The 23571-nt window shown below is 43.9% G+C and carries 18 protein-coding genes; 12 read left to right on the top strand and 6 right to left on the bottom strand.

Going from position 1 to position 23571, the window contains the following annotated elements; translation table 11 throughout:
- Positions 1–25 precede the first annotated feature (25 nt).
- Together EYW48_RS01375 and EYW48_RS01370 are read left to right on the top strand one after the other, a co-directional pair.
- Complete coding sequence (locus EYW48_RS01375; RefSeq protein ID WP_176245434.1) at positions 26–1624, top strand: ExeA family protein; 1599 nt, start codon at positions 26–28, stop codon at positions 1622–1624.
- Complete coding sequence (locus EYW48_RS01370) at positions 1624–2403, top strand: general secretion pathway protein GspB (RefSeq protein WP_176245435.1); 780 nt, start codon at positions 1624–1626, stop codon at positions 2401–2403. The genes EYW48_RS01375 and EYW48_RS01370 overlap by 1 nt, the downstream gene beginning before the upstream one ends.
- A 41-nt stretch (positions 2404–2444) precedes the next feature.
- On the opposite strand, the gene EYW48_RS01365 is transcribed toward EYW48_RS01370, so the two are convergent.
- The 3 genes from EYW48_RS01365 to EYW48_RS01355 all read right to left on the bottom strand — a co-directional run bounded on the left by EYW48_RS01365 (position 2445) and on the right by EYW48_RS01355 (position 5295).
- Positions 2445–3053 carry a TIGR04211 family SH3 domain-containing protein gene (locus EYW48_RS01365; protein WP_053310745.1) on the bottom strand — a complete coding sequence of 203 codons (609 nt, stop codon included), beginning with the start codon at positions 3051–3053 and terminating at the stop codon, positions 2445–2447.
- 159 nt (positions 3054–3212) lie between these two features.
- On the bottom strand, positions 3213–4472 hold the full coding sequence (locus EYW48_RS01360; RefSeq protein ID WP_053310746.1) for an inorganic phosphate transporter: 1260 nt from the start codon (positions 4470–4472) through the stop codon (positions 3213–3215).
- A gap of 142 nt (positions 4473–4614) precedes the next feature.
- Positions 4615–5295, bottom strand: a complete 681-nt coding sequence (locus EYW48_RS01355; RefSeq protein ID WP_053310747.1) for a TIGR00153 family protein — start codon at positions 5293–5295, stop codon at positions 4615–4617.
- A gap of 204 nt (positions 5296–5499) precedes the next feature.
- Here EYW48_RS01355 and EYW48_RS01350 point away from each other — a divergent pair, with 204 nt between their 5' ends.
- On the top strand, positions 5500–7023 hold the full coding sequence (locus EYW48_RS01350; RefSeq protein WP_277431778.1) for an inorganic triphosphatase: 1524 nt from the start codon (positions 5500–5502) through the stop codon (positions 7021–7023).
- A gap of 31 nt (positions 7024–7054) precedes the next feature.
- On the opposite strand, the gene EYW48_RS01345 is transcribed toward EYW48_RS01350, so the two are convergent.
- Entirely contained in the window at positions 7055–7846 is a 792-nt protein-coding gene (locus tag EYW48_RS01345) for a potassium channel family protein (RefSeq protein WP_274671572.1), read from the bottom strand.
- Between the two features lie 89 nt (positions 7847–7935).
- Here EYW48_RS01345 and EYW48_RS01340 point away from each other — a divergent pair, with 89 nt between their 5' ends.
- The 3 genes from EYW48_RS01340 to hldE all read left to right on the top strand — a co-directional run bounded on the left by EYW48_RS01340 (position 7936) and on the right by hldE (position 13727).
- Positions 7936–9192 carry a methyl-accepting chemotaxis protein gene (locus EYW48_RS01340; protein ID WP_053310750.1) on the top strand — a complete coding sequence of 419 codons (1257 nt, stop codon included), beginning with the start codon at positions 7936–7938 and terminating at the stop codon, positions 9190–9192.
- A gap of 161 nt (positions 9193–9353) precedes the next feature.
- The gene (glnE, locus tag EYW48_RS01335) at positions 9354–12233 is read left to right on the top strand and encodes a bifunctional [glutamate--ammonia ligase]-adenylyl-L-tyrosine phosphorylase/[glutamate--ammonia-ligase] adenylyltransferase (protein ID WP_277431777.1); all 2880 of its coding nucleotides are present in this window, start codon (positions 9354–9356) and stop codon (positions 12231–12233) included.
- Positions 12234–12296: 63 nt separating this feature from the next.
- Complete coding sequence (gene hldE / locus EYW48_RS01330; protein ID WP_171979732.1) at positions 12297–13727, top strand: bifunctional D-glycero-beta-D-manno-heptose-7-phosphate kinase/D-glycero-beta-D-manno-heptose 1-phosphate adenylyltransferase HldE; 1431 nt, start codon at positions 12297–12299, stop codon at positions 13725–13727.
- Between the two features lie 112 nt (positions 13728–13839).
- Here the strand turns inward: hldE and tolC are convergent, their stop codons facing one another.
- Positions 13840–15153 (bottom strand): outer membrane channel protein TolC, encoded by a 1314-nt coding sequence (gene tolC, locus EYW48_RS01325; protein WP_172532220.1) that lies wholly within the window; start codon positions 15151–15153, stop codon positions 13840–13842.
- Positions 15154–15388: 235 nt separating this feature from the next.
- Here tolC and nudF point away from each other — a divergent pair, with 235 nt between their 5' ends.
- From nudF to parC, 6 genes are all read left to right on the top strand, one after another.
- Positions 15389–16018 (top strand): ADP-ribose diphosphatase, encoded by a 630-nt coding sequence (gene nudF / locus EYW48_RS01320; RefSeq protein ID WP_053310754.1) that lies wholly within the window; start codon positions 15389–15391, stop codon positions 16016–16018.
- Complete coding sequence (locus tag EYW48_RS01315; RefSeq protein ID WP_053310755.1) at positions 16006–16455, top strand: DUF1249 family protein; 450 nt, start codon at positions 16006–16008, stop codon at positions 16453–16455. The genes nudF and EYW48_RS01315 overlap by 13 nt, the downstream gene beginning before the upstream one ends.
- A 70-nt stretch (positions 16456–16525) precedes the next feature.
- On the top strand, positions 16526–17347 hold the full coding sequence (cpdA, locus tag EYW48_RS01310; protein WP_171979729.1) for a 3',5'-cyclic-AMP phosphodiesterase: 822 nt from the start codon (positions 16526–16528) through the stop codon (positions 17345–17347).
- A 1-nt stretch (position 17348) separates the two neighbouring features.
- Positions 17349–17933: an esterase YqiA gene (yqiA, locus tag EYW48_RS01305; RefSeq protein ID WP_053310757.1), complete on the top strand. Its 585-nt coding sequence runs from the start codon at positions 17349–17351 to the stop codon at positions 17931–17933.
- 212 nt (positions 17934–18145) lie between these two features.
- Entirely contained in the window at positions 18146–20026 is a 1881-nt protein-coding gene (parE, locus tag EYW48_RS01300; protein ID WP_053310758.1) for a DNA topoisomerase IV subunit B, read from the top strand.
- A gap of 3 nt (positions 20027–20029) precedes the next feature.
- Positions 20030–22306, top strand: a complete 2277-nt coding sequence (gene parC / locus EYW48_RS01295; protein WP_277431776.1) for a DNA topoisomerase IV subunit A — start codon at positions 20030–20032, stop codon at positions 22304–22306.
- Between the two features lie 94 nt (positions 22307–22400).
- On the opposite strand, the gene degS is transcribed toward parC, so the two are convergent.
- Positions 22401–23465 carry an outer membrane-stress sensor serine endopeptidase DegS gene (gene degS / locus EYW48_RS01290; protein WP_168786540.1) on the bottom strand — a complete coding sequence of 355 codons (1065 nt, stop codon included), beginning with the start codon at positions 23463–23465 and terminating at the stop codon, positions 22401–22403.
- Between the last annotated feature and the right edge of the window lie 106 nt (positions 23466–23571).

Below are 23571 nucleotides of genomic sequence, written 5' to 3'. Positions count from 1 at the left end.
ACACTGAAATGATAGAGACGAGAGAATGTATAAGGAATATTTTGCTTTCAATGAGCACCCGTTTTCAATTGTGCCGAGCTCTCGTTACCTGTTTTTGAGTCAGCGTCATCGTGAAGCGATACAGCATTTACAGGCAGGGCTGGGTGAGGGGGGAGGCTTTGCTTTATTAACTGGTGAAGTGGGCACGGGGAAAACGACGGTGGCTCGCGCCATGTTGGCGGCTTTAGATGACAAGACGCGGGCTGGGTGTATTTTAAATCCGACATTTTCAGATATTGAGTTGCTCGAAGCGATATGTGATGAGTTTGCGATTCAATATCAGCAGCCTGCGAGTTTAAAACAGTTAAGCCAGGCTATTTATCAATTTCTGCTAAACAACCATGCACAAGGTGTGAATACACTGCTTGTGATTGATGAAGCACAGCATCTCGCGGCGGATGTGCTAGAGCAACTACGGCTATTGACTAACCTTGAGACAGACAGTCGAAAATTATTCAAAGTGTTGCTGATTGGACAGCCTGAATTGCAGCAAAAACTGCAATTACCGCAACTACGCCAGTTGGCACAACGTATCACTGGGCGTTACCACTTACTGCCATTAAATGAAGAAGAAACCGCGCACTATATTCATTTTCGCCTGCAATTAGCCGGTGGTAATCCGGAGCTGTTTAATCTCAAGAGTAGCAAATGGATTGCCGCGCAAACTCACGGTATCCCTAGGCTTATCAATTTAGTCTGTGATGCGTGCTTAAAATTGGCTTACCAGCAGGGAGTGCGCGAAATCTCTTTCGATATCGTCCGTTCTGCTTGCCAAGATATTATGAAATTTCAGTCATCGGTTTATCAACCTCCTCAAAGCATTGCGACCAAGAAACCCTATCTAAACTTAACCGTTATTGCTGCTGGAGCGTTAATTGCTATCGCAGCCGGCTGGTTTAGCCCACATTTAATTGATCGTGTTATCGCTCAACAGATTCCATTGCCTGCATTACCCAAGCCGATCACTATGCAGGTCACTAGCCCTCAGTTAGAAAGTGATGTACGGGCTTCAAGCCAGCTAGAGGACGCGGTTAGTGATTTGTATAAGGTTTGGGGATACCAAGCTGCTTTAGTTGATAGCTTTTGCAGTAACGAAATCGAGAGCCTTTTCCGTTGTCAACGAGAGCTTGGCAACCTTGATGATATTGAAAAAATTGGCCTACCGGTTGTACTGACGTTGAATATCGGTCAGACAACTGGCTATGCGGTGTTATACGGTCTGGTGGCAGACCAAGTGCAGCTCATTTTAGCGGATAAGAGAGTTCAAATAGATAGAGCGCAGCTTCTCGATTTGTGGTCTGGAGAATATCGTTATATTTGGCAGCGTCAATTGACTCGCACGCTGAAGCTAGGTATGCAGGGGAGAGATGTGCAAATACTGAATCAAAAATTATCTCAGGTGTTGGGTGAGCCAGTTTCTGAGTCAGTTCAGTTTAATGGTTCATTAAAGCGTCAGGTAGAGCTTTTCCAACGTTGGCAGAATATGGATGTCGATGGCATTGCCGGGAGCCGTACTTTAAGGCAGCTTGAGCTACTGACTCAGCAAGATGCGCCAGCGTTAATGATGACAGAGGAGAAAATATAATGTCGCAAGTTCTTAAAGCATTGGAACAATCAGAAATCAGTCATCAGCAAAATGCACCTGTAGTGTTTACCTCGACTTCTCCGAAAATGGCGATTCGACCACATAAATTAGTGTCGTTGAAAAATTCGCTGCTACTGTGTATGCCGACGCTAGTTTGTCTTGGCTACTTGTTGTATCAAAGCTATCAAGCTCGATTATATGAAATAGATCAACTTATTCAAAATGGTCCCAGTGTGGTGACTGAAAGTGCGCCCTACCAGTTATTAGACTATCCTGACTTTGTTGAGTTAAAAGCGATTCCTCGTTTGACTTCACAACCATCGGATAGCGTTCTGCTTTCTAATCAGAGCGAGCAGAAGGCTGTAGATCTAACCATAGTTTCACAGAACAGTTCGGCAGCAGTTTCAAGTAGTGAAAAATCCGAATTTGGTCTTGGGGATGTGGATCTCAGTCAGTTATCACCACTGTTGGTGCAAAGAGTTGAACTTGCCTTACAAGACAAGGGGCAGCAACCCACATCAAAGTCATCGGGTGAAAATGTGTTATTAACAGAGCACGCCGACGAGTTTTCCGGGCGTTTGCCGGCATTGAACTTTCAGACACATGTTTATTCTAGCCGTGCAGATAAGCGCTGGGTCAAGATTAATGGCGTCGAAAGGGTAGAAGGGGATGTGGTGACTAGTGATGTTAATTTGGTTGCGATAGAGCCTCAATCAACCGTCATACTATTTAACAACCAACGGATTGAAATTCCCGCATTGTATGATTGGCAGGGATAAAAAATGGTCACTGAAGAGTGACCATTTTTACATCGAATCGATTAAGCCCAGCCAGAAGGGTGCTTTTTACGACGCGGAATAATATGTGGCAAAATTAAGCCAAGCAAAAGACCAATACCGGCAACACCACCACCATAAGTGAAATATTTAAGCAGTAAGTCTTCTTTTTGAGTATCTAGTCTTGCGCGAAGCTCACGAGTTTCTGTTTGAGCTGCAGTGAGCTGTTTACTGATGTCACTGTAGTTTTGTTCTAGTTCAGCAATTTGTTGATTACGAACCTCGAGTGAATCAACAAGACCTGCTTTTTCACTGTCTGCATTTTTTTGTGCATTAGCCAATTTACCTTTGACTTCTGCAAGTTCGCTTTCCAGTTTAGGAAGACGCATTGCCATGCTTTCTTGGCGAGTAACGAAACGGCTTTCAACCCAACCGGTACGACCTTTCTCATCGACAATTTGGCTGTAACCTGACTCTTTGTTTACATCAAGCAATTTTACTTTATCACCGGCATCAATGCTGCCAAGAATTCGGAACTGGTTGCTCGGCCCTGAATGCATGTAAGTAAAGAGTTTGTCCGCAATATAGCGGTCTTGCGCAAAAGTTGGCGCAGCCAACATGGTGAATAGAACCATGCAGATCAGTTTTTTCACGATAAGTCCTTTAACAATCAGATGAGGTATCAAAAAATGCTTTTGGCAAATATTAAGAAGTTTCGTTAGTTGGTGCAACAAAGAAGGGAGGCTAAGCCTCCCTTTCTGTGCGTTTGAGTCAATAATGACATTGTATTTACAATATATTGACGCGCTTAGTTAGCCGAATACGGCTTGGATTGCATAGAAGAACACAACTGCAAGCAGTGCACCTGCTGGTAATGTTACGATCCAAGAAGCAACAATATTACGCACAACGCCCAAGTTAAGCGCTGCGATACCACGAGCAAAACCAACACCCAAAACCGCACCGACGAGTGTCTGTGTAGTGGAGATTGGAAGGCCAGTACCTGAAGCCAATACCACCGTAGAAGCGGTTGCTAGCTGGGCTGCAAAACCACGACTAGGTGTAAGTTCAGTAATTCCGGTACCTACAGTTGCCATTACTTTGTGACCTAATGTTGCCAGGCCGACTACAATACCAAAGCCACCGAGTGGAAGAATCCACCATGCAATTGTACTTTTGGTTGTAATTTCACCCATATGTTCGATAGTGGAAACAACGGCAGATAGTGGACCAATTGCGTTTGCTACATCGTTTGAGCCGTGAGCAAAAGCCATCGCACATGCGGTAATGACCATTAACACACTGAAGATACTTTCAACGCCAGCAAAGCCATGGTCTTCTTCGCGGTTGGCAAATTTCTTTTTAATGTATAGGTAGCCGCCTAGCATAACCAAACCAGAAACAATGGCTGACCACATCCAAGCTTCACCGCCACTTAGATGTAAGCCAACGTGTTTCAGGCCTTTCTTGATGGTTACTAAAGCGATAACCATGGTGGTGATAAACATATAAATTGGCACAAAGCGTTTCGCATTCATCAGCGGATTTTCAGTATCAAAAATCAGTCGCTGTGCACTGACGAAAATCAAGTACGCAAAGAAACCAGAAATGACGGGAGTCACAATCCAGCTCCCTACAATGCCTTGTACACTGCCCCAATCGACGGCTTCTGTACCGACTGATACGCACGCAAAACCGATGATTGCACCGATAATTGAGTGAGTAGTCGAAACAGGCCAGCCCATGTAAGAAGCCAACAATAACCATGTGCCTGCGGCAAGTAGCGCAGACATCATGCCATAGACAAGAACATCAGGTTGGTGTGCAAATAGAGATGTTTCGATAACACCTTTACGGATAGTGTCGGTTACTTCACCACCAGCGAGATATGCGCCCGCAAATTCAAAGATCATCGCAATAAGGATGGCTTGTTTTACGGTAAGTGCTTTCGAGCCTACAGAGGTGCCCATTGCATTCGCAACGTCATTTGCACCAATACCAATAGCCATCAGAAAACCGAAAGCGGCTGCAACAATAATCAGGACAGTGCCGTAGTTCGCAAGGATATCCATCGTAATACCTAGTTGTTTGATAACAAGCGGAGCAATATTGTTTACGTTTTAATGACGCAAAAAACCGTCAGCGATGAGTAATAATCAACGCTTAATTGATGGTATCAAATAGTGCTCTTCGTTATTTGGTTAACTTATTGATTTAAGAACGAGAAAGCATAACTTCAAGACGAGCGCCTACACGCTGTGCTTGATCGGCAATGCCACCCACCCACTCTAGAATTTTATATAAGAACATGACGTCGATCGGATTCATTTTTGATTCAATCGCCATCAATTGTTGGCGTAGTTGAACCTGCATCGTGTCAGTGTCATCTTCAATCACATCCAGTTGATTGATCATTTCAGCTACTAACGTAACTTCACGACCTTTAAATCCAGTTTCCAATAACTCATCGAGCTCATTGATCACTTTCTGTGCTTGGCCCGCTGCGTCTAAGCAACGTTTTACGTAAGCAATGAAGTTTTCTTGAAGAGGCTCTGGGATGATTAATTGACGACCGTAAACACGGCCTGAAATATCTTTGGCAAGGTTTGCGAGTTTATCTTGCTGAGTTAATAGTTCCAACATGTCGGTACGATCAACAGGCATAAATAAACCGCGAGGCAGTTTAAGACGAATTTCACGCTTAAGTACGTCTGCTTCTTTCTCTAGATGAGAAATTTGAGCACGAATTTCAGCTGCTTTTTCCCAATCACCCTTTGAAGCGACTTCAAAGAAGTTGACTAGATGTGAACAGCATTCATTCACACATACCACGTGGCGTTGCAAAGGCTTTATAGGGGACTTTGCAAATAACCCCATAATTGTATTTACTGGCATGGTCATTCAACCTAAAAAATATAACCTTAAAAGAACATACACCATTCTTGATGAAATGTTGAGCGATGGCTATAAAGGCGCGCATGTTAACCCATTCAATCTCTCATTTAAACTGTTTTAGATCATCATTCTGGTGATATTTGTCACTTGCCCCACTGTGCATTAGGCAATATTCTTTCACCATCTGCTTTGAAAGGGTTAGTTATGGAAACCGAGATAGAACTGAAGTTTTTTGTTTCTCCACAATTTTCGGAAATTTTACGATACAAAATTTCTGAACTCAAAGTACTTCAGCACAGTTGTCGAGAGTTGGGTAACATTTACTTTGATACGCCTGATAATTGGCTACGTCAGCATGATACTGGGCTTCGTATTCGCCGTTTTGATGATGTGTATGTTCAAACCGTGAAAACAGCCGGGCGAGTCGTAGCGGGCTTACACCAAAGACCAGAATATAACGCAGAGCACAATAGTGATGAACCTAAACTGGCCCTGCATCCCGAAGATATATGGCCAACGGGTAAAAGTGTTGAAGCGCTTCAATCAGAATTGATCCCCTTATTTTCTACCAATTTCACTCGCGAACAGTGGTTGATCGGCATGGCTGATGGTAGCCAGGTTGAAGTTGCTTTTGATCAAGGTTTTGTTGTCGCTGGTGATCAGCAAGAACCGATTTGTGAAGTGGAGCTTGAGCTCAAGTCGGGACAAACCGATGCTCTGTTTACGCTAGCACGTCAATTTTGCGAACATGGCGGTATGCGCCTTGGTAATTTGAGCAAAGCGGCAAGAGGTTATCGTCTATTTTCAGCCTACCTTGGCGATGAAGTAAAACCATTGGCTTTGGTTAACACTGACAGCTGTGATAGTGTTGAATCTTGCTTTATCCATTCTTTAGAGCATGGTTTGTCTCATTGGCACAATCATGAGCAGATTTATACTGAACGAGATTCGGTTCCAGCACTGCACGAAATTAAACATGCGATTAGCTTTTTACGTCAAACACTCACTGTTTATGGTGGGATTGTGCCGCGTCGAGCTAGTGCGATTCTGCGTCAAGAATTGAAGTGGTTAGAGAAAGAGTTATCTTGGTTAAAAACGTATGACTATTTAGCTGACTTACTTGAGGATAAAGGCCATGCGTTACGTAAGCTTGATGCACGCAAATTTTTAATCGCAGAATTAAAAGAGCAACAAGAAGCATTGCCAAGCCGTGATGATGTGCTCAAGTTACTCAATTCTGCGCGTTATACCGGTTTACTGCTTGACCTTAGTCGTTGGATTCTTAGTCGTGGATGGCAGCCATTTTTGGATGATAAGGCAAGAGATAAAATGGCGGGTAATATACGAGCCTTTTCAGTGAAGCAGTTGGATCGAACGTGGGCTGAGTTAATGGAGGTATTTCCTCCCAAAGTTGAACTGAACCCTCAAGAGTATATTGATCAGCAATATCGTTTAATGCGTAATTTATATACCGGTGTTGGGTTTGCAAGCTTGTACGATGCCGAAGAGCGTCAGAACTTTCGTCTACCTTGGGCAGATTTATTGCAAGGCATCGACGATTTATTGATGCTCAAACCATTAGAAAACCTGATCGATAAACTGCAAGATGATGAACAAGATCAATTGAAGCGTTGGCTGGTTCGTCAAGAAAATTCAATTGTCCATGCGATGGAGCAAACTCGTCATATTGGTATTGAAGCTGAGCCTTATTGGCGTAGTCACCGTTAATCTGGCCTTCTAATTCGTTCAAAAAGAGATGTTATGGCATCTCTTTTTTGTTTTTAGCATGCTCAGTTTTCTGCTCTGCCAATTGTGTTTCCATTTTGTCGATTCGATCTAGGAGCTGTTTTTGTTGATCAACCAATTGGATCAGCAGTTTTTCTTTATTTTCTGAACGGCGAGTTTGATGTTTATCTGGTGAGGTAATTAACGAGGTAATCAAACCTGAAATCATACCGAAGAGCCCTACTCCTGACATAATAATTGTTGCGGCCAACACTTTTCCCCCATCTGTCACGGGATAATGATCACCATAACCGACTGTTGAAATTGTCACTAACGCCCACCAAAGTGCATCTCCTCCTGAGTGGATATTGGAATCCGGTGCTTTACCTTCAAGGAAAAGCATAAAACTTGACCCTATAGTCAGCAGTACTACCATTAATAGCAAAATAGAGGCTAAGGTAGTTTCTCTTCGATTTGCCATTAATTGTTTGAGAATGGCTCTGCCTGAACGGATAACGAGCAGTACGCGCAAAATATGGAAAATACGCGCGTAGCGTAATTGTTCAATAACTGGAATGCTTGCGACAAAGTCGATCCAATGCAATTTCATATATTGCACTCGATCTGTGGAACGGATCAAATCTACAGTCAGTTGTAGTATGAAAATGCTACAGATCAACAAATCCAAGCCGATAAGAACCTGACGGGTATCATGATCAATTGGAACAAATAATAAGCCTGAGATCACAAATAGTGCCATCACTGACAAGATCAGTGACAATAAACTCATCGGCTTTGTTTCATCTTTGGTATTATCTTCTTTCATACGAAGCTCAAAATAAATAGCGCATCTCTTTTCAGAGTGAGCAAAATTATAAACAATTTCAATGTCTAAGACTTAGTGGAGAACTAACAATGGCTACGATGGCGTTTAAACCATGGGAGCGAGTGATTACCGATATTCGCCTTGTTCCTAAAATGGTGATGCTGATGGTGTTCAGTACAGTATTAATTATCGCCAAACAGCTTTGGGATGCGCACACTTTTTACCAATCACTACTAGCCGTAACCCAGAATCTCGATATTGCCCAACAACACTATGATGCTTATATTACACAAGTTATTTGGCAAACGGCGTTAATCATCATTATTTTTGTTGTGTTGCTTTTAGCGGCAGCCAAGATCATGTTGCGTCAAACTCAATATTTGAGTGATTCAATCAAACTGATGGCAAGCCGTGATCTTTCCACTCCGATTAATATGGAGTGTAAAGATGAATACGGTGATGTGGCTCGCGAACTCGATAAAACCCGTCGTCAACTGCAAGATGTGATCAGAGTGCAGATTGAATCCTCCCAAGAATTAGCCGCTTTAACGGAAGTTATGACAATCAGCATGTCAGAAACGAAAGAGTCGGCACAAGAAGAATTTAACGAAATTGATCAACTGGCTACCGCCATGAGTGAAATGACTTCTACGGTACAAACGGTTGCTGAACACGCGCAAACGGCGTCATCTTTAACCGAAGAGGCATCAGGGCAGGCGCAGACAGGGCAGCGTTTCGTTAAAGGTACCATCACCAAAATGAGTGAGTTGTCGCAAGATATCTCAGCGTCAGCGCAAGCGGTCAACCAAGTTGAGGAACGTGTTGTCGCCATTGGCAGTGTGGTTGGAACCATTCAAAGTATTTCAGAGCAAACCAACTTATTGGCATTGAATGCCGCGATTGAAGCGGCGCGCGCAGGTGAAGCTGGGCGTGGTTTTGCGGTTGTTGCGGACGAGGTTAGGAACCTAGCTCAGCGTACTCAACAGGCAACCATTGAAATTCAAGAGATGATTTCGCAATTACAAAGTAGCGCAAATTCAGCAGTTGATCTGATGGAAAAAAGCGTAGTAGAAGCTGCTGAAGGGGTTGAACTAGTGACTAATGCCGGTAGTGAATTAGATGGTATTGTCAACCAAGTGCGACGCATTAATGACATGAACATTCAAATAGCGACGGCTGCAGGTCAGCAAACGAGTGTGGCTCAAGAGATGGATCAAAACTTGACCAATGTTCGTGAGTTGGTTGAAGCGTCGGTAACCGTGGTGGGAGAATTGCTCGAAACCTCGGAAATCATGCAAAACAATGCTGAAGAGCTTGACCGTAAAATTACCCTCTTCAAAGTGTAAACCGATACTGTAATAACCTTGAATCAACGCCCACAATTCTTGTTGTTGGGCGTTTTTTATTGCAGCAAGTTTGGTATAAATATCGTCTCAACAAAAATTCGTCGCAAAATATTAACTGATGCTAGTGCTTAAGCATTGATATCAAAATACAAGGATGCCTCATGCGATTGCCTTCTGTACTTAACTCTTCCGCTCAAGCTGCTTATCAGCTGCTTCTAGAACAACAACCTTGTATTGAGCAGTGGCCTGAATTACTCAAATCTGAACTAATTTACGTACTGGGGTTGAGTCAATTTATTGGAGAAGCACTGCAGCGTGATGAGGTGCTGTGTCAGCAATTACCTCATATGCTAGAAGATGCGGCACAAACAGAATCATTATCACACCAAAGTAAGTCACGTTTTGATGGCTACCGCAGTGAGCTAGCCAAGCAACTGGCAGCCTGTAACGATGAAATGAGTTTTCATCGCAGATTACGCCAATTCCGTAATCGAGAAATGGTCTATATTGCATGGCGTGATTTTACCGCCTCTTGGCCGCTAGAAGAGAGTTTAGAGCACCTATCGGCTTTGGCTGAAGCGCTGATCTTTGAAACTTATCAATGGCAGTATCAAGTGTGCTGCTCAGAATGGGGAACCCCCACTAATGCCGATGGTGAGGCCCAACCAATGTTGATTATTGGTATGGGGAAATTGGGTGGCGGTGAGCTTAACTTTTCTTCAGATATCGACCTCATTTTTACTTACCCAGAAAATGGTGAAACTCAAGGTGCGCGTCGTAGCATCGCCAATGCTCAGTTCTTTACTCGTTTAGGTCAGAGAATCATTAAAGCACTGGATCAGCACACTTTTGATGGCTTCTGTTACCGAGTTGATATGCGTCTGCGTCCGTTTGGTGAGAGTGGTCCTCTGGTGATGAGCTATGCCGCTCTGGAAGATTACTACCAAGAGCAAGGGCGTGACTGGGAGCGTTATGCCATGATTAAAGCTCGGGTCATGGGGCGTGAAATGTACCCGCAGTATCAAGAGTTGCGCCAAATGCTGCGCCCATTTGTTTTTCGACGCTACATTGACTTTAGTGCAATCCAATCATTGCGCCGTATGAAATCGATGATCAGCAGCGAAGTACGTCGCCGTGGGTTGCAAAACAATATTAAATTAGGCGCTGGTGGTATTCGGGAAATTGAATTTATTGCTCAGGTTTTCCAATTGATCCGTGGAGGTCGTGAACCGAGCCTGCGACAACGTGGATTACTCGAAACGTTAACCGCTATTGAAGAGCTAGCCTTGTTACAGACAGAAGAGGTCGAGCATCTACGCAAGGCTTACCATTTCTTGCGTCGTTTAGAAAATTTATTGCAAGCGATGGCTGATAAACAGACTCAAACTCTGCCCGATAATGATATTGACCAACTTCGTTTAGCGACCGCAATGCAGTGTGCGAGTTGGCGAATATTACTGACGGATATCCAACAGCACATGGCTAATGTCCACCAAGTGTTTGCAGCCCTGATTGGCGATGATGAAGAGGAAGAAGAGAATACGATAGCCAAGCATTTCCATGAATTGTGGGATATGGCGCATAAGCCAGATGTTATCGATAGCATTCTTCAGCAAGATCTTGCTTGCGCTCAGTCATCTGATATTGCGAAGGTATTGATTCAGTTTAAAGACGATTTAGCGAAAAAAACGCTAGGCCCTCGTGGACGTGATGTACTCAATCGTTTAATGCCTAAGGTTTTTCAGGCTATTTTCCAACATCCAGATGCCGAGTTTGGTTTATCACGCGTGTTGCATTTGATGTATAAAATCGTCACGCGAACGACTTATCTAGAGTTGCTTGATGAACATCCCGCCGCTTTGACCCAATTGGTCCGTTTGTGTACCGCTAGCCCAATGATCTCTGAACAATTGAGTCGTTATCCTATTTTGCTAGATGAGCTGATAGACCCTCAGCATCTGTATAATCCCATTTCACTTTCGGCTTACAAAACTGAATTGCGCGATTTTTTAGCTCGTATTCCTGAAGATGATATGGAACAGCAAATGGAAGCGCTGCGCCAGTTTAAACAGATTTGCATTTTACGTATTGCCGCTGCTGATATTGCAGGTGCTTTGCCTGTCATGAAAGTGAGTGACCACTTAACCTATCTTGCCGAAGCCATTGTAGAAGCGGTCATTCACCAGGCTTGGTTGCAAGTCAGTGCCAAATATGGACAACCTAGGCATTTAAAAGACCGTGATGGAAAAGGGTTTGCTGTGATTGGTTATGGCAAAGTGGGGGGATGGGAGCTAGGTTATAACTCAGATCTCGACATCGTATTTATGCACGATTGCCCTATCGATTCGTATACTGATGGCCAAAAAGAGATCGATGGACGTCAGTTTTACTTACGCTTAGCACAGCGCATCATCCATATTTTTTCTATACGCACCGCATCAGGTATTCTCTATGAGGTCGATACACGTTTACGCCCTTCGGGAGTCTCCGGGTTACTGGTGAGCCCTGCTCAGGCATTTGATGAGTATCAGCGCAATGATGCTTGGACCTGGGAGCATCAGGCTCTGGTGCGGGCGAGAGTCATTTATGGCGACGAACCCTTACAACACGCTTTTAATCAAACGCGTCATGAAATCTTATCCCTACCAAGAGAAGAAACTAAGCTTAAACAAGACGTTGTCGAGATGCGACTTAAAATGCGTGAGCACTTGGGTGGCAAAAAAGCCGGACGTTTTATGCTTAAGCAAGACATTGGTGGGATTACCGATATCGAATTTTTAGCTCAATATCTCATTTTACGTTTTAGTTATGACAAGCCAAAATTAACCTATTGGTCGGATAATGTGCGTATTTTTGAATCTTTACTGGTTCAAGGTGTAATGGAAGAGCAGCAGGCGGCAGCACTGACGAAGGCTTATACATCGATGCGCAACCAAATCCATCATCGCAATTTACTCAACTTAGATGCCGATGTGGACGAAAGTAAGTTTACTGAAGAAAGGAAACTGGTCACTGAGGTTTGGAATCAGTGGTTAGGTTGAGAGTTTTAGGCGCTCTATTAGCTGTGTTACACTCAGCATAATAACGAAAATTGGAGATCCACAATGAAACCAATCCTACCTGACTACAGCGATGCAGGTGTACTTATTATTGGCGATGTAATGCTCGATCGCTACTGGTATGGCCCTACTGGGCGCATTTCACCAGAAGCTCCGGTTCCTGTAGTAAAAGTAGAGAATAACGAAGAGCGCCCAGGTGGAGCGGCGAACGTGGCAATGAATATTGCTTCGCTTGGTGGCCACGCGCATATCGTAGGTTTGACAGGAATAGATGAACCAGCAAGAGTATTGACCGAAACACTAACTGCATTGAAAGTGAAATGCGATTTTGTTGCGTTGCCAAATTACCCAACTATTACCAAGCTGCGTGTATTAAGCCGTGGTCAACAATTGATCCGTTTAGACTTTGAAGACAAATTTGAAAATACCGATCCACAGTTGATCTTATCTCGCATGGATCAAGCGTTACCGCACGTGAAAGCGGTCATTTTGTCTGATTACGCAAAAGGCGCGCTAGAGCACGTACAGCAACTGATTCAAAAAGCTCGTGCTGCTAAGGTACCAGTATTCATTGACCCTAAAGGTGCTGACTTCGAACGCTATCGTGGTGCTACTTTATTGACTCCTAACATGGCTGAATTTGAGCATGTCGTGGGTAAAGTAAAATCGGATCAAGAATTGGTCGATAAAGGCCTCGCTTTGATCGAAGAGTTTGACCTTGAGGCATTGTTGGTGACTCGCAGTGAACATGGCATGACTCTGCTAAGACGTGGTCAAAAGCCTTTCCATCTGCCAACTTTAGCCAAAGAAGTGTATGACGTAACGGGGGCTGGTGATACCGTCATTTCTGTTTTAGCCGCTTCCGTTTCTGCAGGTAAACCACTGGATGAAGCGTGTGCGTTAGCCAATGCTGCAGCTGGTGTCGTTGTCGGAAAATTGGGGACTTCAACCGTATCAACCATTGAACTTGCTGAAGCCGTTCATGGTAGTAAAGACACCGACTACGGCGTAATTGGTGAGCAAGCACTGATTGAAGCGGTCAAAAAAGCGCAAGCCAAAGGTGAAAAGGTCGTCATGACTAATGGCTGTTTTGATATTTTGCATGCTGGTCATGTTTCTTATCTTAACCATGCGGGGCAATTAGGTGATCGCTTAATTGTTGCAGTCAACACTGATGAGTCAGTGAAACGTCTCAAAGGCCCTGGTCGTCCTGTTAATCCAACAGATCGCCGCATGGCGGTACTGGCTGCGTTAGGTGCGGTTGATTGGGTCGTACCATTTAGCGAAGATACGCCTCAACGTTTAATTGCTGAAGTCTTGCCTGATTTATTGGTGAAGGGTGGTGATTACAAACCTGAAGATATCGCTGGTGGTAAAGAAGTTATCGCAGCAGGTGGTAGTGTTAAAGTGCTCAACTTTGAAGACGGTTGTTCAACTACTGAAATAATTGAAGCGATTAAAGGTGGCCGAGGCTAATCTTTAGTGGTTCTGTTGCTATAGTTCCGTTTTCAACTGCGTCGTAAAAACACGTAAACTACAAAAAAGCCGCTGAAAATCAGCGGCTTTTCTTTCTTAGTTAAGTTTTGAATTAACCAGCGGCTTTTAGGCCAGCGTTAATATCTAAGATATCTTGTTCACTAAGAGTACCCACCGCTTGGCGCAGTTGAAGGACGCTTAGCAGGTAGTCGTAGCGAGCGTTAGATAAGCTTTTGTTTGCATCGTATAGTCGACGCGTTGAGTCCAGTACATCAACGATAGTACGAGTACCTACGTCAAAACCGGCCTCTGTTGCTTCTAATGCTGATTTCGCTGAAATGACTGATTGTTCATAAGCACGTAATGCGCCAATCGATGCACTGATATTGTTGTTATAAGCACGAACATCTTTGACAACGCTACGGTAAGTTTTCTCAAGATCTTGGCTTGCTGCAACGTATGCAAATTCAGCTTGCTTGGTTTGAGAGCTGATATTGCCACCGGTGTACAGAGGGACAACCAAGTTCACACCAATATTGAAGTCATTATAAGCATCAAGATTCGAACTTGCGTTATGGTCGTTACTTTCATCACCATAGTTATAGCCAGCATCTAATGTCAGTGATGGTAAATGCCCTGAGCTGGCGAGTGAAATGTTATCTTTAGCAACGTCTTGAGCAATACGAGCGGTTAAGAGGTTGAGGTTTTTCTGCTGTGCTTCTTCCAACAGCGTATTCATTGAAGTCGCTGTTTTGCTGGCTGAAAAACGATCTGTGTCTAACACATTTAAATTGGTGTGCTCTTGCCCTGTTATTTCACGCAATGCTTCATAGCTGTTAACTAAGCTGTTTTCAGCTAAAACTTCGTCGGCTAATACAGCATCGTACTGAGCTTGTGCATCATGTACATCAGTAATCGCGGAAAGACCAACTTCAAAGCGTTGTTTGGTTTGTTCTAACTGGCGAGCGACAGCGGCTTTTTCAGCACGGACAAACTCAAGGTTATCCTGGGCGCGCAGCACTTCAAAGTAAGATTGAGCAACGCGCAAGATAAGGCTCTGCTGTGTTGCTGCATAGGTTGAGTCAGCCTGACGAGCGCTTTTCTCCGCTGTATCCAAGGTTATCCAGCTAGAACGATTGTAAAGCTCTTGGGAGAAATTGATGCCAGCGGTTAACTTATCACTTTCCCGAGGATCAATATTACTACGGTTAATGTTGTAACCCGCAGTTAAGTTGATTTGTGGTAATAAGCTACTGCGGCTAGAAGTAATCGCTTCAAAAGCGGCATCACGACGAGCTGCTGCACTCAATAATTGCGGGTCATTCTCTTTTGCTTGATTATAGATATCAGCCAGAGTGTCTGCCCATACTGAAGTACTCAGGCTGCCTAATGCCGCGCTGATGAATAGAGGAAGCAGTTTTTTCATTAGTCCTATTCCCTGCCTTAATTATGTAAGAAGGTTATTTACCAAGAGTTTAACTTAAATTGGTGGTAATTCACTCGAAACTTTGCACTTTTTTACATATAACTGTCCACTTGTGCAATAAATTTTGCGTTTAACTTAAATAAAAATACAATTTTTATATAAAAAGTTGAGCAATATCCTTGGTAGTCGATGAATTCCATGATTAAACTATGAGATTCACCGAGTGAGGTTTCAAATGCAACAGTCTGATAAGCAGCACATCAATTTTTCACCTGCGGATGTGGAAGTGCTCTCAAAAGAATCACTATTTCAAGGTTTCTTCCGAATGGTGAAATACCGTTTTAAGCACAAGTTGTTTGAAGGGGGGTGGAGTGCACCTATCGAAAGAGAAATGTTCGAAAGAGGCCATGCCGCGGCGATGCTTGCTTATGATCCCACTCGAGATGAAGTGGTGATCATTGAGCAGATCCGTGTCGGTGCACTAGAACATGCACAGCCTTGGCAGTTAGAGATTGTCGCTGGCATTATTGATACCGATGAAAGTGCCGAACAAGTGGTGCGCCGAGAGTCGCTAGAAGAAGCGGGAGTGGAAGTTGGCCGAATCGAAAAAATCACCTCTTATTATCCATCAGCAGGAGGCTGTTCTGAAAGGTTAGATGTGTTTGTCGGCGAAGTGGATACGACTAAAGCGCAAGGTGTGCATGGGTTAGACTATGAAGGTGAAGACATTAAAGTGCATGTTATGAGCCGCGATGAAGCTTACCAATTGGTGAAAAGCGGACAAATTGAGAACGGTGCCTCAATAATTGCATTGCAATGGTTAGAGCTTAATTATCAGCATTTACAATCACTATGGCAGAGTTAGCATTGAAAAAAACGTATCACGTTGATTTACCAGAGTTAATGCGCGTGTACGAAACCAATTACGCTAAGCTTAACGCTTTGTTGCCCCAGCAGCCGAGCGTCGGTGATTTGCGCTGCTATCAAGCTGCGAAAATGACATATCAATTACAAGTGCTAGAGGTCACAAAGTACACAACTTTAGTGGAGATTTGTCAGAGTGATGACGTTTCGGTGTTTCCATTGCCATCAATGTCTGTCAGGCTTTACCATGATGCGCGTATGTCGGAAGTTTGCTCAAGTGAGCAGTTAAATCAAGTGCAAGCGCGTTATGATTATCCCAATCGCAAAATGCTTCAAAAAGATGAGAAAGCACAGCTCAATCGTTTCTTGGGAGATTGGCTAACCTTTTGCTTGAAGCACGGTATCAGCCGTGCACCTATTAGTATTCCTAAGAACTGATAGTATTCGCATAGACTAACAATATTCGTAAAAACTAAACCATTAGTCATTCAATTTGGATTAATAGATTTTGAACGTGTCGCCCACTTTAGACAATACAGACAGCATAAAACTGCTACAAATCACCGATACGCATCTTTTTGCTCCGGAAGATGGCAGTTTGCTAAGCGTCAATACCGTCGATAGCTTTAATGCTGTCGTTGCGGAGATCTGCGCGCAAAACGTGGTTTATGATGCAGTTGTGGCGACTGGAGATATTTCTCAAGACCACAGTGCAGAATCTTACCTGCGTTTTGCTGATGGCATTGCTGCGTTAGATAAAACGTGTTTTTGGTTGCCTGGTAATCACGATTTTAAACCCAATATGGGAAGCGTATTTCCTTCGGCGCAAATCCAGCAGCCAGAACATGTTTTACTCGGTAAGCATTGGCAAATGATCTTGCTTGACTCTCAGGTAGTGGGCGTCCCCCATGGCCGATTGAGTGATCAACAACTCGCACTGCTGGATGAACAATTATCAGCATACCCACAACGGCATACCTTAGTTTTGCTTCATCATCATCCGTTATTGGTTGGTAGTGCTTGGCTTGATCAGCATACTTTGAAAGACAGTGATGCATTTTGGAATGTGGTTACCCAGCATCACAATGTGAAAGCGGTTGTGTGTGGTCATGTTCATCAAAACATGGATAAACTGCACCACGGTGTTAGAGTCATGGCTACGCCGTCCACTTGCATTCAATTTAAGCCTAATTCGGATGATTTTGCCTTAGATCGCACTTCACCAGGATGGCGAGAAATAGAGCTACTGTCTGATGGTCAAATCAAGACTCAAGTAAAGCGTTTGGCCAACGGTGTATTTCAACCCGATTTTAATGCCAATGGATACTAATATGACAAAACGTCAGCCAATGCTTCTTTATATCCATGGCTTTAACAGTTCACCGTTATCGCATAAAGCACAAGTGATGCTTAATTATTGCAATGAGCATCGCCCAGACATCAAAGTGGTTGTGCCTAAGCTTCCTTCTTTTCCTGCCCAAGCAGCAGAGCACCTACTTGATATCGTTGAACAATATCAAGAGCATTATCAGATTGCCTTAGTTGGTAGTTCACTTGGCGGCTATCTGTCTATTTGGTTGAACCACCTATTTGATTTTAGAGCTGTGCTGATAAACCCAGCTATTAAGCCCTATGAGTTGTTGGCTGACTTTCTGGGAGAGCAAGTTAATCCATACACTCAAGAGCGTTATGTGTTGCAAGCTAAGCACATTGAAGAGCTTAAGGCGCTAGAAGTTTCGATTAATAATGTCAACTCATTGTGGTTGCTACAGCAAATGGGCGATGAGGTTTTGGATTACCGCCAAGCCGTTAATAAACTGGTTGGTTCGAAACAGACTGTTGAATTGGGGGGAGATCATAGCTTTGTTAATTTTGAGCGCTACCCACAACAAATCATCGATTTCCTCAAACTCTGAGAGCTTCATTGAGGGAGGAGTCATAATTTTACCTGTTACTTACTCATCTCACTTGACATAAGCAAGCCTCTTCCAGACTATGTTCCACCTATACTTTTGCAGTTTGTAACGTTGAAAGATTCAGCGTTGTTGTCACTAATTAATCAAAATCACACAATTCATAGACTGCTGAAAAAGTAACGAATCATTTATCTATAAAAGCATTCCGTATTATGACTGAACAATATAATGCTGGAGCCATTGAGGTTCTTAATGGCTTAGAACCAGTACGTCGCCGACCAGGGATGTATACGGATACAGCGCGCCCGAACCATTTGGGCCAAGAAGTTATCGATAACAGTGTCGATGAAGCGCTAGCCGGACATGCCTCCAAGGTGCAAGTTATTCTCCACGCTGACCAATCACTAGAGGTGATTGATGATGGGCGTGGTATGCCTGTTGATATTCACCCTGAAGAGAAAATTTCAGGCGTAGAGCTTATTTTCTGTAAATTGCATGCAGGTGGTAAGTTTTCCAATAAAAACTACCAGTTCTCTGGTGGTCTGCATGGCGTTGGCATATCTGTCGTGAACGCCTTGTCTAAACGAGTCGAAGTCAGCGTTCGCCGTGATGGACAAGTGTATGAAATGGCATTCGAACATGGCAATAAAGTTGAAGAGTTGACCGTAACCGGTACTTGTGGGCGTCGCAATAAAGGGACTAGCGTCCACTTTTGGCCAGATACCAGCTACTTTGATTCCCCCAATTTTTCGGTGACTCGCCTAATCAACAACTTGCGTGCCAAAGCAGTGCTTTGTCCTGGTCTGGAGATTACCTTTAGCGACAAAGTGAACAACAACGAATATCGTTGGTACTACGAAGATGGGTTAAAAGATTACCTCGCCGAAGGCGTCAAGGGTTACACCTTATTGCCTGAAGAGCCATTTACTGGTGAGTTTGTTGCTGATACTGAAGCGGCAAACTGGGCGGTGATATGGCTACCAGAAGGCGGTGAGATGATCACCGAAAGCTATGTCAACCTGATCCCAACCGCTCAAGGTGGTACGCACGTTAATGGTTTACGTCAAGGTTTGCTCGATGCAATGCGCGAATTCTGCGAGTTTCGCAACTTGTTGCCACGTGGCGTTAAATTAACGGGTGAAGATGTCTTTGACCGCTGTTCTTATGTGCTGTCGGTTAAGATGCAAGACCCGCAGTTTGCCGGCCAAACCAAAGAGCGTCTCTCTTCACGTCAAACCGCTGCATTTGTTTCTGGCGTGCTTAAAGACTCTTTCAGCTTATGGTTAAATGAAAAACCTCAATTGGCCGAGCAATTGGCTGAAGTCTGTATTGCAAATGCTCATCGCCGCATGCGCGCCAGTAAGAAAGTGGTACGTAAGAAAATAGCGTCAGGGCCTGCTTTGCCGGGTAAATTGACCGATTGTTCAGTACAAGATCTTAGCCGCACCGAAATATTCTTCGTCGAAGGAGACTCGGCAGGAGGTTCTGCCAAGCAAGCTCGTGACCGTGAATTCCAAGCGGTAATGCCGTTGCGCGGTAAAATATTGAACACATGGGAAGTCTCTGCTGATCAAGTTCTTGCTTCCCAAGAAGTTCACGACATATCCGTGGCGTTAGGAATTGACCCAGATAACGATGACCTAGATGGTTTACGTTACGGCAAAGTGTGTATTCTTGCCGATGCAGATTCTGATGGACTACACATCGCGACATTATTGTGCGCCTTATTCACCAAGCATTTTAAAGCACTTGTACAAGCGGGGCATATCTTTGTGGCTATGCCACCTTTGTATCGTATCGACTGTGGTAAAGAAGTGTTTTATGCCTTAGATGATGCTGAAAAAGATGGCATTTTAGAGCGTCTAAGTAAGAAAAAAGCAAAAATCAACGTGCAACGATTCAAAGGTCTGGGTGAGATGAACCCGCTTCAGCTACGCGAAACGACGATGGATCCGAATACGCGTCGTTTGGTTCAATTGACGATTGATGATGCTGCCGCAACTGATGAAATGATGGATATGTTGCTGGGTAAGAAGCGAGCGGATGATCGCCGTGCGTGGCTGCAACGTTATGGCGATATGGCTGAGGTGTAATAGATGTCAACAGAAATAACCTATGATGGCGTTGAACAACTGCCGCTGCGCAAGTTTACCGAAGACGCTTATCTTAACTATTCGATGTACGTCATTATGGACCGTGCATTACCGTATATTGGTGATGGTTTAAAACCGGTTCAACGACGTATTATTTATGCCATGTCAGAGCTTGGTCTCTCTGCTGCGGCAAAATATAAGAAATCAGCCCGTACTGTTGGTGACGTGTTGGGTAAATACCACCCACATGGCGACTCAGCATGTTATGAAGCTATGGTATTGATGGCGCAACCTTTCTCTTATCGCTACCCATTAGTGGACGGTCAAGGGAACTGGGGGGCACCAGATGACCCGAAATCATTCGCGGCAATGCGTTATACCGAAGCGAAATTGTCTAAGTTTGCTGAGGTATTACTCGGAGAGCTTGGTCAGGGTAATGTGGATTGGCAGCCTAACTTTGATGGCACTATGAAAGAGCCACAAATGCTACCAGCACGCCTGCCTCATATTCTGCTCAATGGGGTAACTGGTATTGCAGTCGGTATGGCAACGGATATTCCGCCACATAACGTGCGTGAAATTGCCGAGGCCACTATTCACTTAATTGATCACCCTGGTGCTGATCTGCCTGATGTAATGCAGTATGTTCAAGGTCCAGATTATCCAACCGAAGCTGAAATAATTTCACCGAAGGCCGATCTCGAGAAAATTTACCGCTCTGGTCGCGGTAGTGTGAAAATGCGTGCGGTTTGGCACAAAGAAGGTGCTGATATCGTCATTACAGCGCTCCCTCATCAAGTATCTGGCGCTAAGTTACTAGAGCAAATTGCCAATCAAATGCGTGCGAAAAAGCTGCCGATGGTTGAAGATTTACGTGACGAATCGGATCATGAAAATCCGACCCGTATCGTAATCGTGCCACGTTCAAATCGTGTCGATTGTGATTTATTAATGAGTCATCTATTCGCATCGACAGATTTAGAGAAAAGCTTTCGCGTTAACTTGAATATGATCGGCTTAGACAACCGTCCGCAAGTGAAAGGCTTAGTACAAGTACTGTCGGAATGGATTGAATTTCGTCGCACAACGGTACGTCGTCGTTTGCAATATCGTCTTGATAAAGTGATGGCTCGCTTGCACATTTTAGAAGGTTTGTTAGCGGCGTATTTGAATATCGATGAAGTCATCGAAATTATTCGAACCGAAGATGAACCACGACCTGTTTTAATGAGTCGTTTTAATATTTCAGAAATTCAAGCTGATGCGATTCTGGATATTAAACTGCGTAATCTTGCTAAATTAGAAGAGTTCAAAATTCGAGCTGAGCAAGATGAGCTAGAAAAAGAGCGTGAAAAACTAGAGCAACTATTAGGCTCAGAACGTCGTCTGAATACGCTATTGAAAAAAGAGATTAAAGCAGACGCTGATAAGTACGGTGATGATCGTCGTTCTCCATTAGTTGAGCGTGCTGAAGCTAAAGCATTAACAGAGCGTGATCTGGTACCAAGTGAAGCGATTACTGTTGTGCTTTCAGAAAAAGGCTGGGTGCGTCACGCCAAAGGGCATGATGTCGATTGCCAAGGTTTAAACTATAAATCGGGTGATCAATACCTTGCTCATGCCTGTGGTAAGAGTAACCAGCAGGCGGTGTTCTTAGGTAGTGATGGGCGAAGTTATTCATTGGAGTCACATTCTCTACCATCTGCACGTAGCCAAGGTGAACCGATTACTGGGCGCTTAAATATCACCGAGGGATCGTCAATTCGCCAAGTTGTGATGGGTGAAGATGACCAGTTGTGGCTAGTCGGCTCTGATGCTGGTTATGGGTTTGTATGCAAAGGTAGTGAGTTACTGTCGAAGAACCGCAGCGGTAAAGCTTTGGTCAACTTGCCTGAAAATTCAGAAATCATGCCACCACAAGCGATTGGTAACCTTGATGCGGATGAGATTCTGGCGATTACTAACCAAGGGCGAATGCTCCTTTTCCCTATCAAAGATTTACCTCAGTTAAGCAAAGGTAAAGGGAATAAGATCATCAATATTCCTGCGGCGAAGTCGAAAGATCGTGAAGAGTTTGTTTCTCACTTAATGTCTTTACCACAAGGTGTTTCCATTACACTTTATGCGGGCAAACGTAAGCTTGGATTGAAAGCGAGCGATTTAGATAACTTCCGTGGTGAACGAGGACGCAGAGGTTGCTTATTACCACGAGGTTTACAGCGCGTCACCAGTATTGAGATTGAAGCAGAACCTGCGACATCCTTAGCTGAAGAAGAGTAATTGAACCAACAAAAAGCCCCGAATGTCGGGGCTTTTTGTTAATCATTTATAAATCACCACTCTAGGCGGTGATGATTGTTTTTAACTATTAAATCTATTCACGTAAATCTTCGGCAATCGTCACTGGCAAGGTAACTTCCTCACCCTTGCGAAGAATTAATATTTCAACGGTTCTGCCTGGTCGCAGATCGGTTACGATATCCATAACATTTTGCCGGCCATTAATTTTCTTACCATCAATTTTTAGAATAATATCACGCTCTGCAAATCCAGCTTCCGCCGCCGGGCCATTAGGATCTATGCCTAGTACGACAATGCCGCCCATATGTTCACTGCCAAGCAGCCGTGAAGTGACTGGTGTAATGTCTTGTCCATCAACACCGATGTAACCGCGGATAACACGTCCATCAGCGATGATTTTTTCCATGATGGTATTAGCAAGCTTGTATGGAATGGCGAAGGAGATCCCATAGGTTTCCATATTCGTTGCCTGTTGGAACGATGCTGTATTAATTCCTACTAGTTCACCTTGCGTATTAACTAATGCCCCGCCAGAGTTCCCTTCATTAATTGCCGCATCCGTTTGAATGAAGGCTTGTCGACCATCGGCACTGATAGAAGATCGTCCGGTTGCTGAAATGATTCCAAATGTAGTGGTTTGCCCTAGGTTGTAAGGGTTACCGATGGCTAAAACTACATCACCAACCTTAGCTGAATAGTCCGAGTTAAGCGGAATTACTGGTAAGTTTGTTCCTTCAATTCGTAAAATGGCAATATCTGTTCGACGATCTTTACCCACCAATTGTGCCGCTGCAATTCGACCGTCTTGCAGTGCGGCAACAATTTGATCGGCCTGCGCCACCACGTGATAATTGGTGATGATATAGCCTTTCTCGCTAACAATAACACCAGAGCCTAAGCCTTGAATTGATAACTTTTTCGAGCCATTTTCTGTATATTTCTGGTTGTAGATATTGACCACGGCCGGTGCTGCACGACGAACCGCTTGATTGAAGGATAGTTGCAGTGAACCGATATCGGCAGGTTCGGCATTATTCGGTGTGGTTAGAACATTTGAGCGTAGGGAAGGAATAGCCAGTAATAGAATCACTCCGATAATTAATCCAATTCCAACGGAACGGGCTAGAAAACTAAGCATACTTTCCCCAAATAAAACTTATGATTTACTCAGGATATTTTTCTGAGTCTGAAAGGGGAAGAATAGCACTACCTGCTTAAATAAGGAAAGGGCAGCATTCAATATG

This window comes from Vibrio sp. 1180_3 (assembly GCF_029478545.1).
Classification (GTDB): domain Bacteria; phylum Pseudomonadota; class Gammaproteobacteria; order Enterobacterales; family Vibrionaceae; genus Vibrio; species Vibrio aestuarianus.
This window is presented reverse-complemented; position numbering and strand designations above follow the sequence as displayed.

Excerpts from the sequence above, each read along its gene's own strand:
- EYW48_RS01375 (WP_176245434.1), top strand. The coding sequence starts at position 26 with ATGTATAAGGAATATTTTGCTTTCAATGAGCACCCGTTTTCAATTGTG.
- EYW48_RS01370 (WP_176245435.1), top strand. The coding sequence starts at position 1,624 with ATGTCGCAAGTTCTTAAAGCATTGGAACAATCAGAAATCAGTCATCAG.
- EYW48_RS01360 (WP_053310746.1), bottom strand. The coding sequence starts at position 4,472 with ATGGATATCCTTGCGAACTACGGCACTGTCCTGATTATTGTTGCAGCC.
- EYW48_RS01355 (WP_053310747.1), bottom strand. The coding sequence starts at position 5,295 with ATGCCAGTAAATACAATTATGGGGTTATTTGCAAAGTCCCCTATAAAG.
- EYW48_RS01350 (WP_277431778.1), top strand. The coding sequence starts at position 5,500 with ATGGAAACCGAGATAGAACTGAAGTTTTTTGTTTCTCCACAATTTTCG.
- EYW48_RS01345 (WP_274671572.1), bottom strand. The coding sequence starts at position 7,846 with ATGAAAGAAGATAATACCAAAGATGAAACAAAGCCGATGAGTTTATTG.
- EYW48_RS01340 (WP_053310750.1), top strand. The coding sequence starts at position 7,936 with ATGGCTACGATGGCGTTTAAACCATGGGAGCGAGTGATTACCGATATT.
- glnE (WP_277431777.1), top strand. The coding sequence starts at position 9,354 with ATGCGATTGCCTTCTGTACTTAACTCTTCCGCTCAAGCTGCTTATCAG.
- hldE (WP_171979732.1), top strand. The coding sequence starts at position 12,297 with ATGAAACCAATCCTACCTGACTACAGCGATGCAGGTGTACTTATTATT.
- tolC (WP_172532220.1), bottom strand. The coding sequence starts at position 15,153 with ATGAAAAAACTGCTTCCTCTATTCATCAGCGCGGCATTAGGCAGCCTG.
- nudF (WP_053310754.1), top strand. The coding sequence starts at position 15,389 with ATGCAACAGTCTGATAAGCAGCACATCAATTTTTCACCTGCGGATGTG.
- EYW48_RS01315 (WP_053310755.1), top strand. The coding sequence starts at position 16,006 with ATGGCAGAGTTAGCATTGAAAAAAACGTATCACGTTGATTTACCAGAG.
- yqiA (WP_053310757.1), top strand. The coding sequence starts at position 17,349 with ATGACAAAACGTCAGCCAATGCTTCTTTATATCCATGGCTTTAACAGT.
- parE (WP_053310758.1), top strand. The coding sequence starts at position 18,146 with ATGACTGAACAATATAATGCTGGAGCCATTGAGGTTCTTAATGGCTTA.
- parC (WP_277431776.1), top strand. The coding sequence starts at position 20,030 with ATGTCAACAGAAATAACCTATGATGGCGTTGAACAACTGCCGCTGCGC.
- degS (WP_168786540.1), bottom strand. The coding sequence starts at position 23,465 with ATGCTTAGTTTTCTAGCCCGTTCCGTTGGAATTGGATTAATTATCGGA.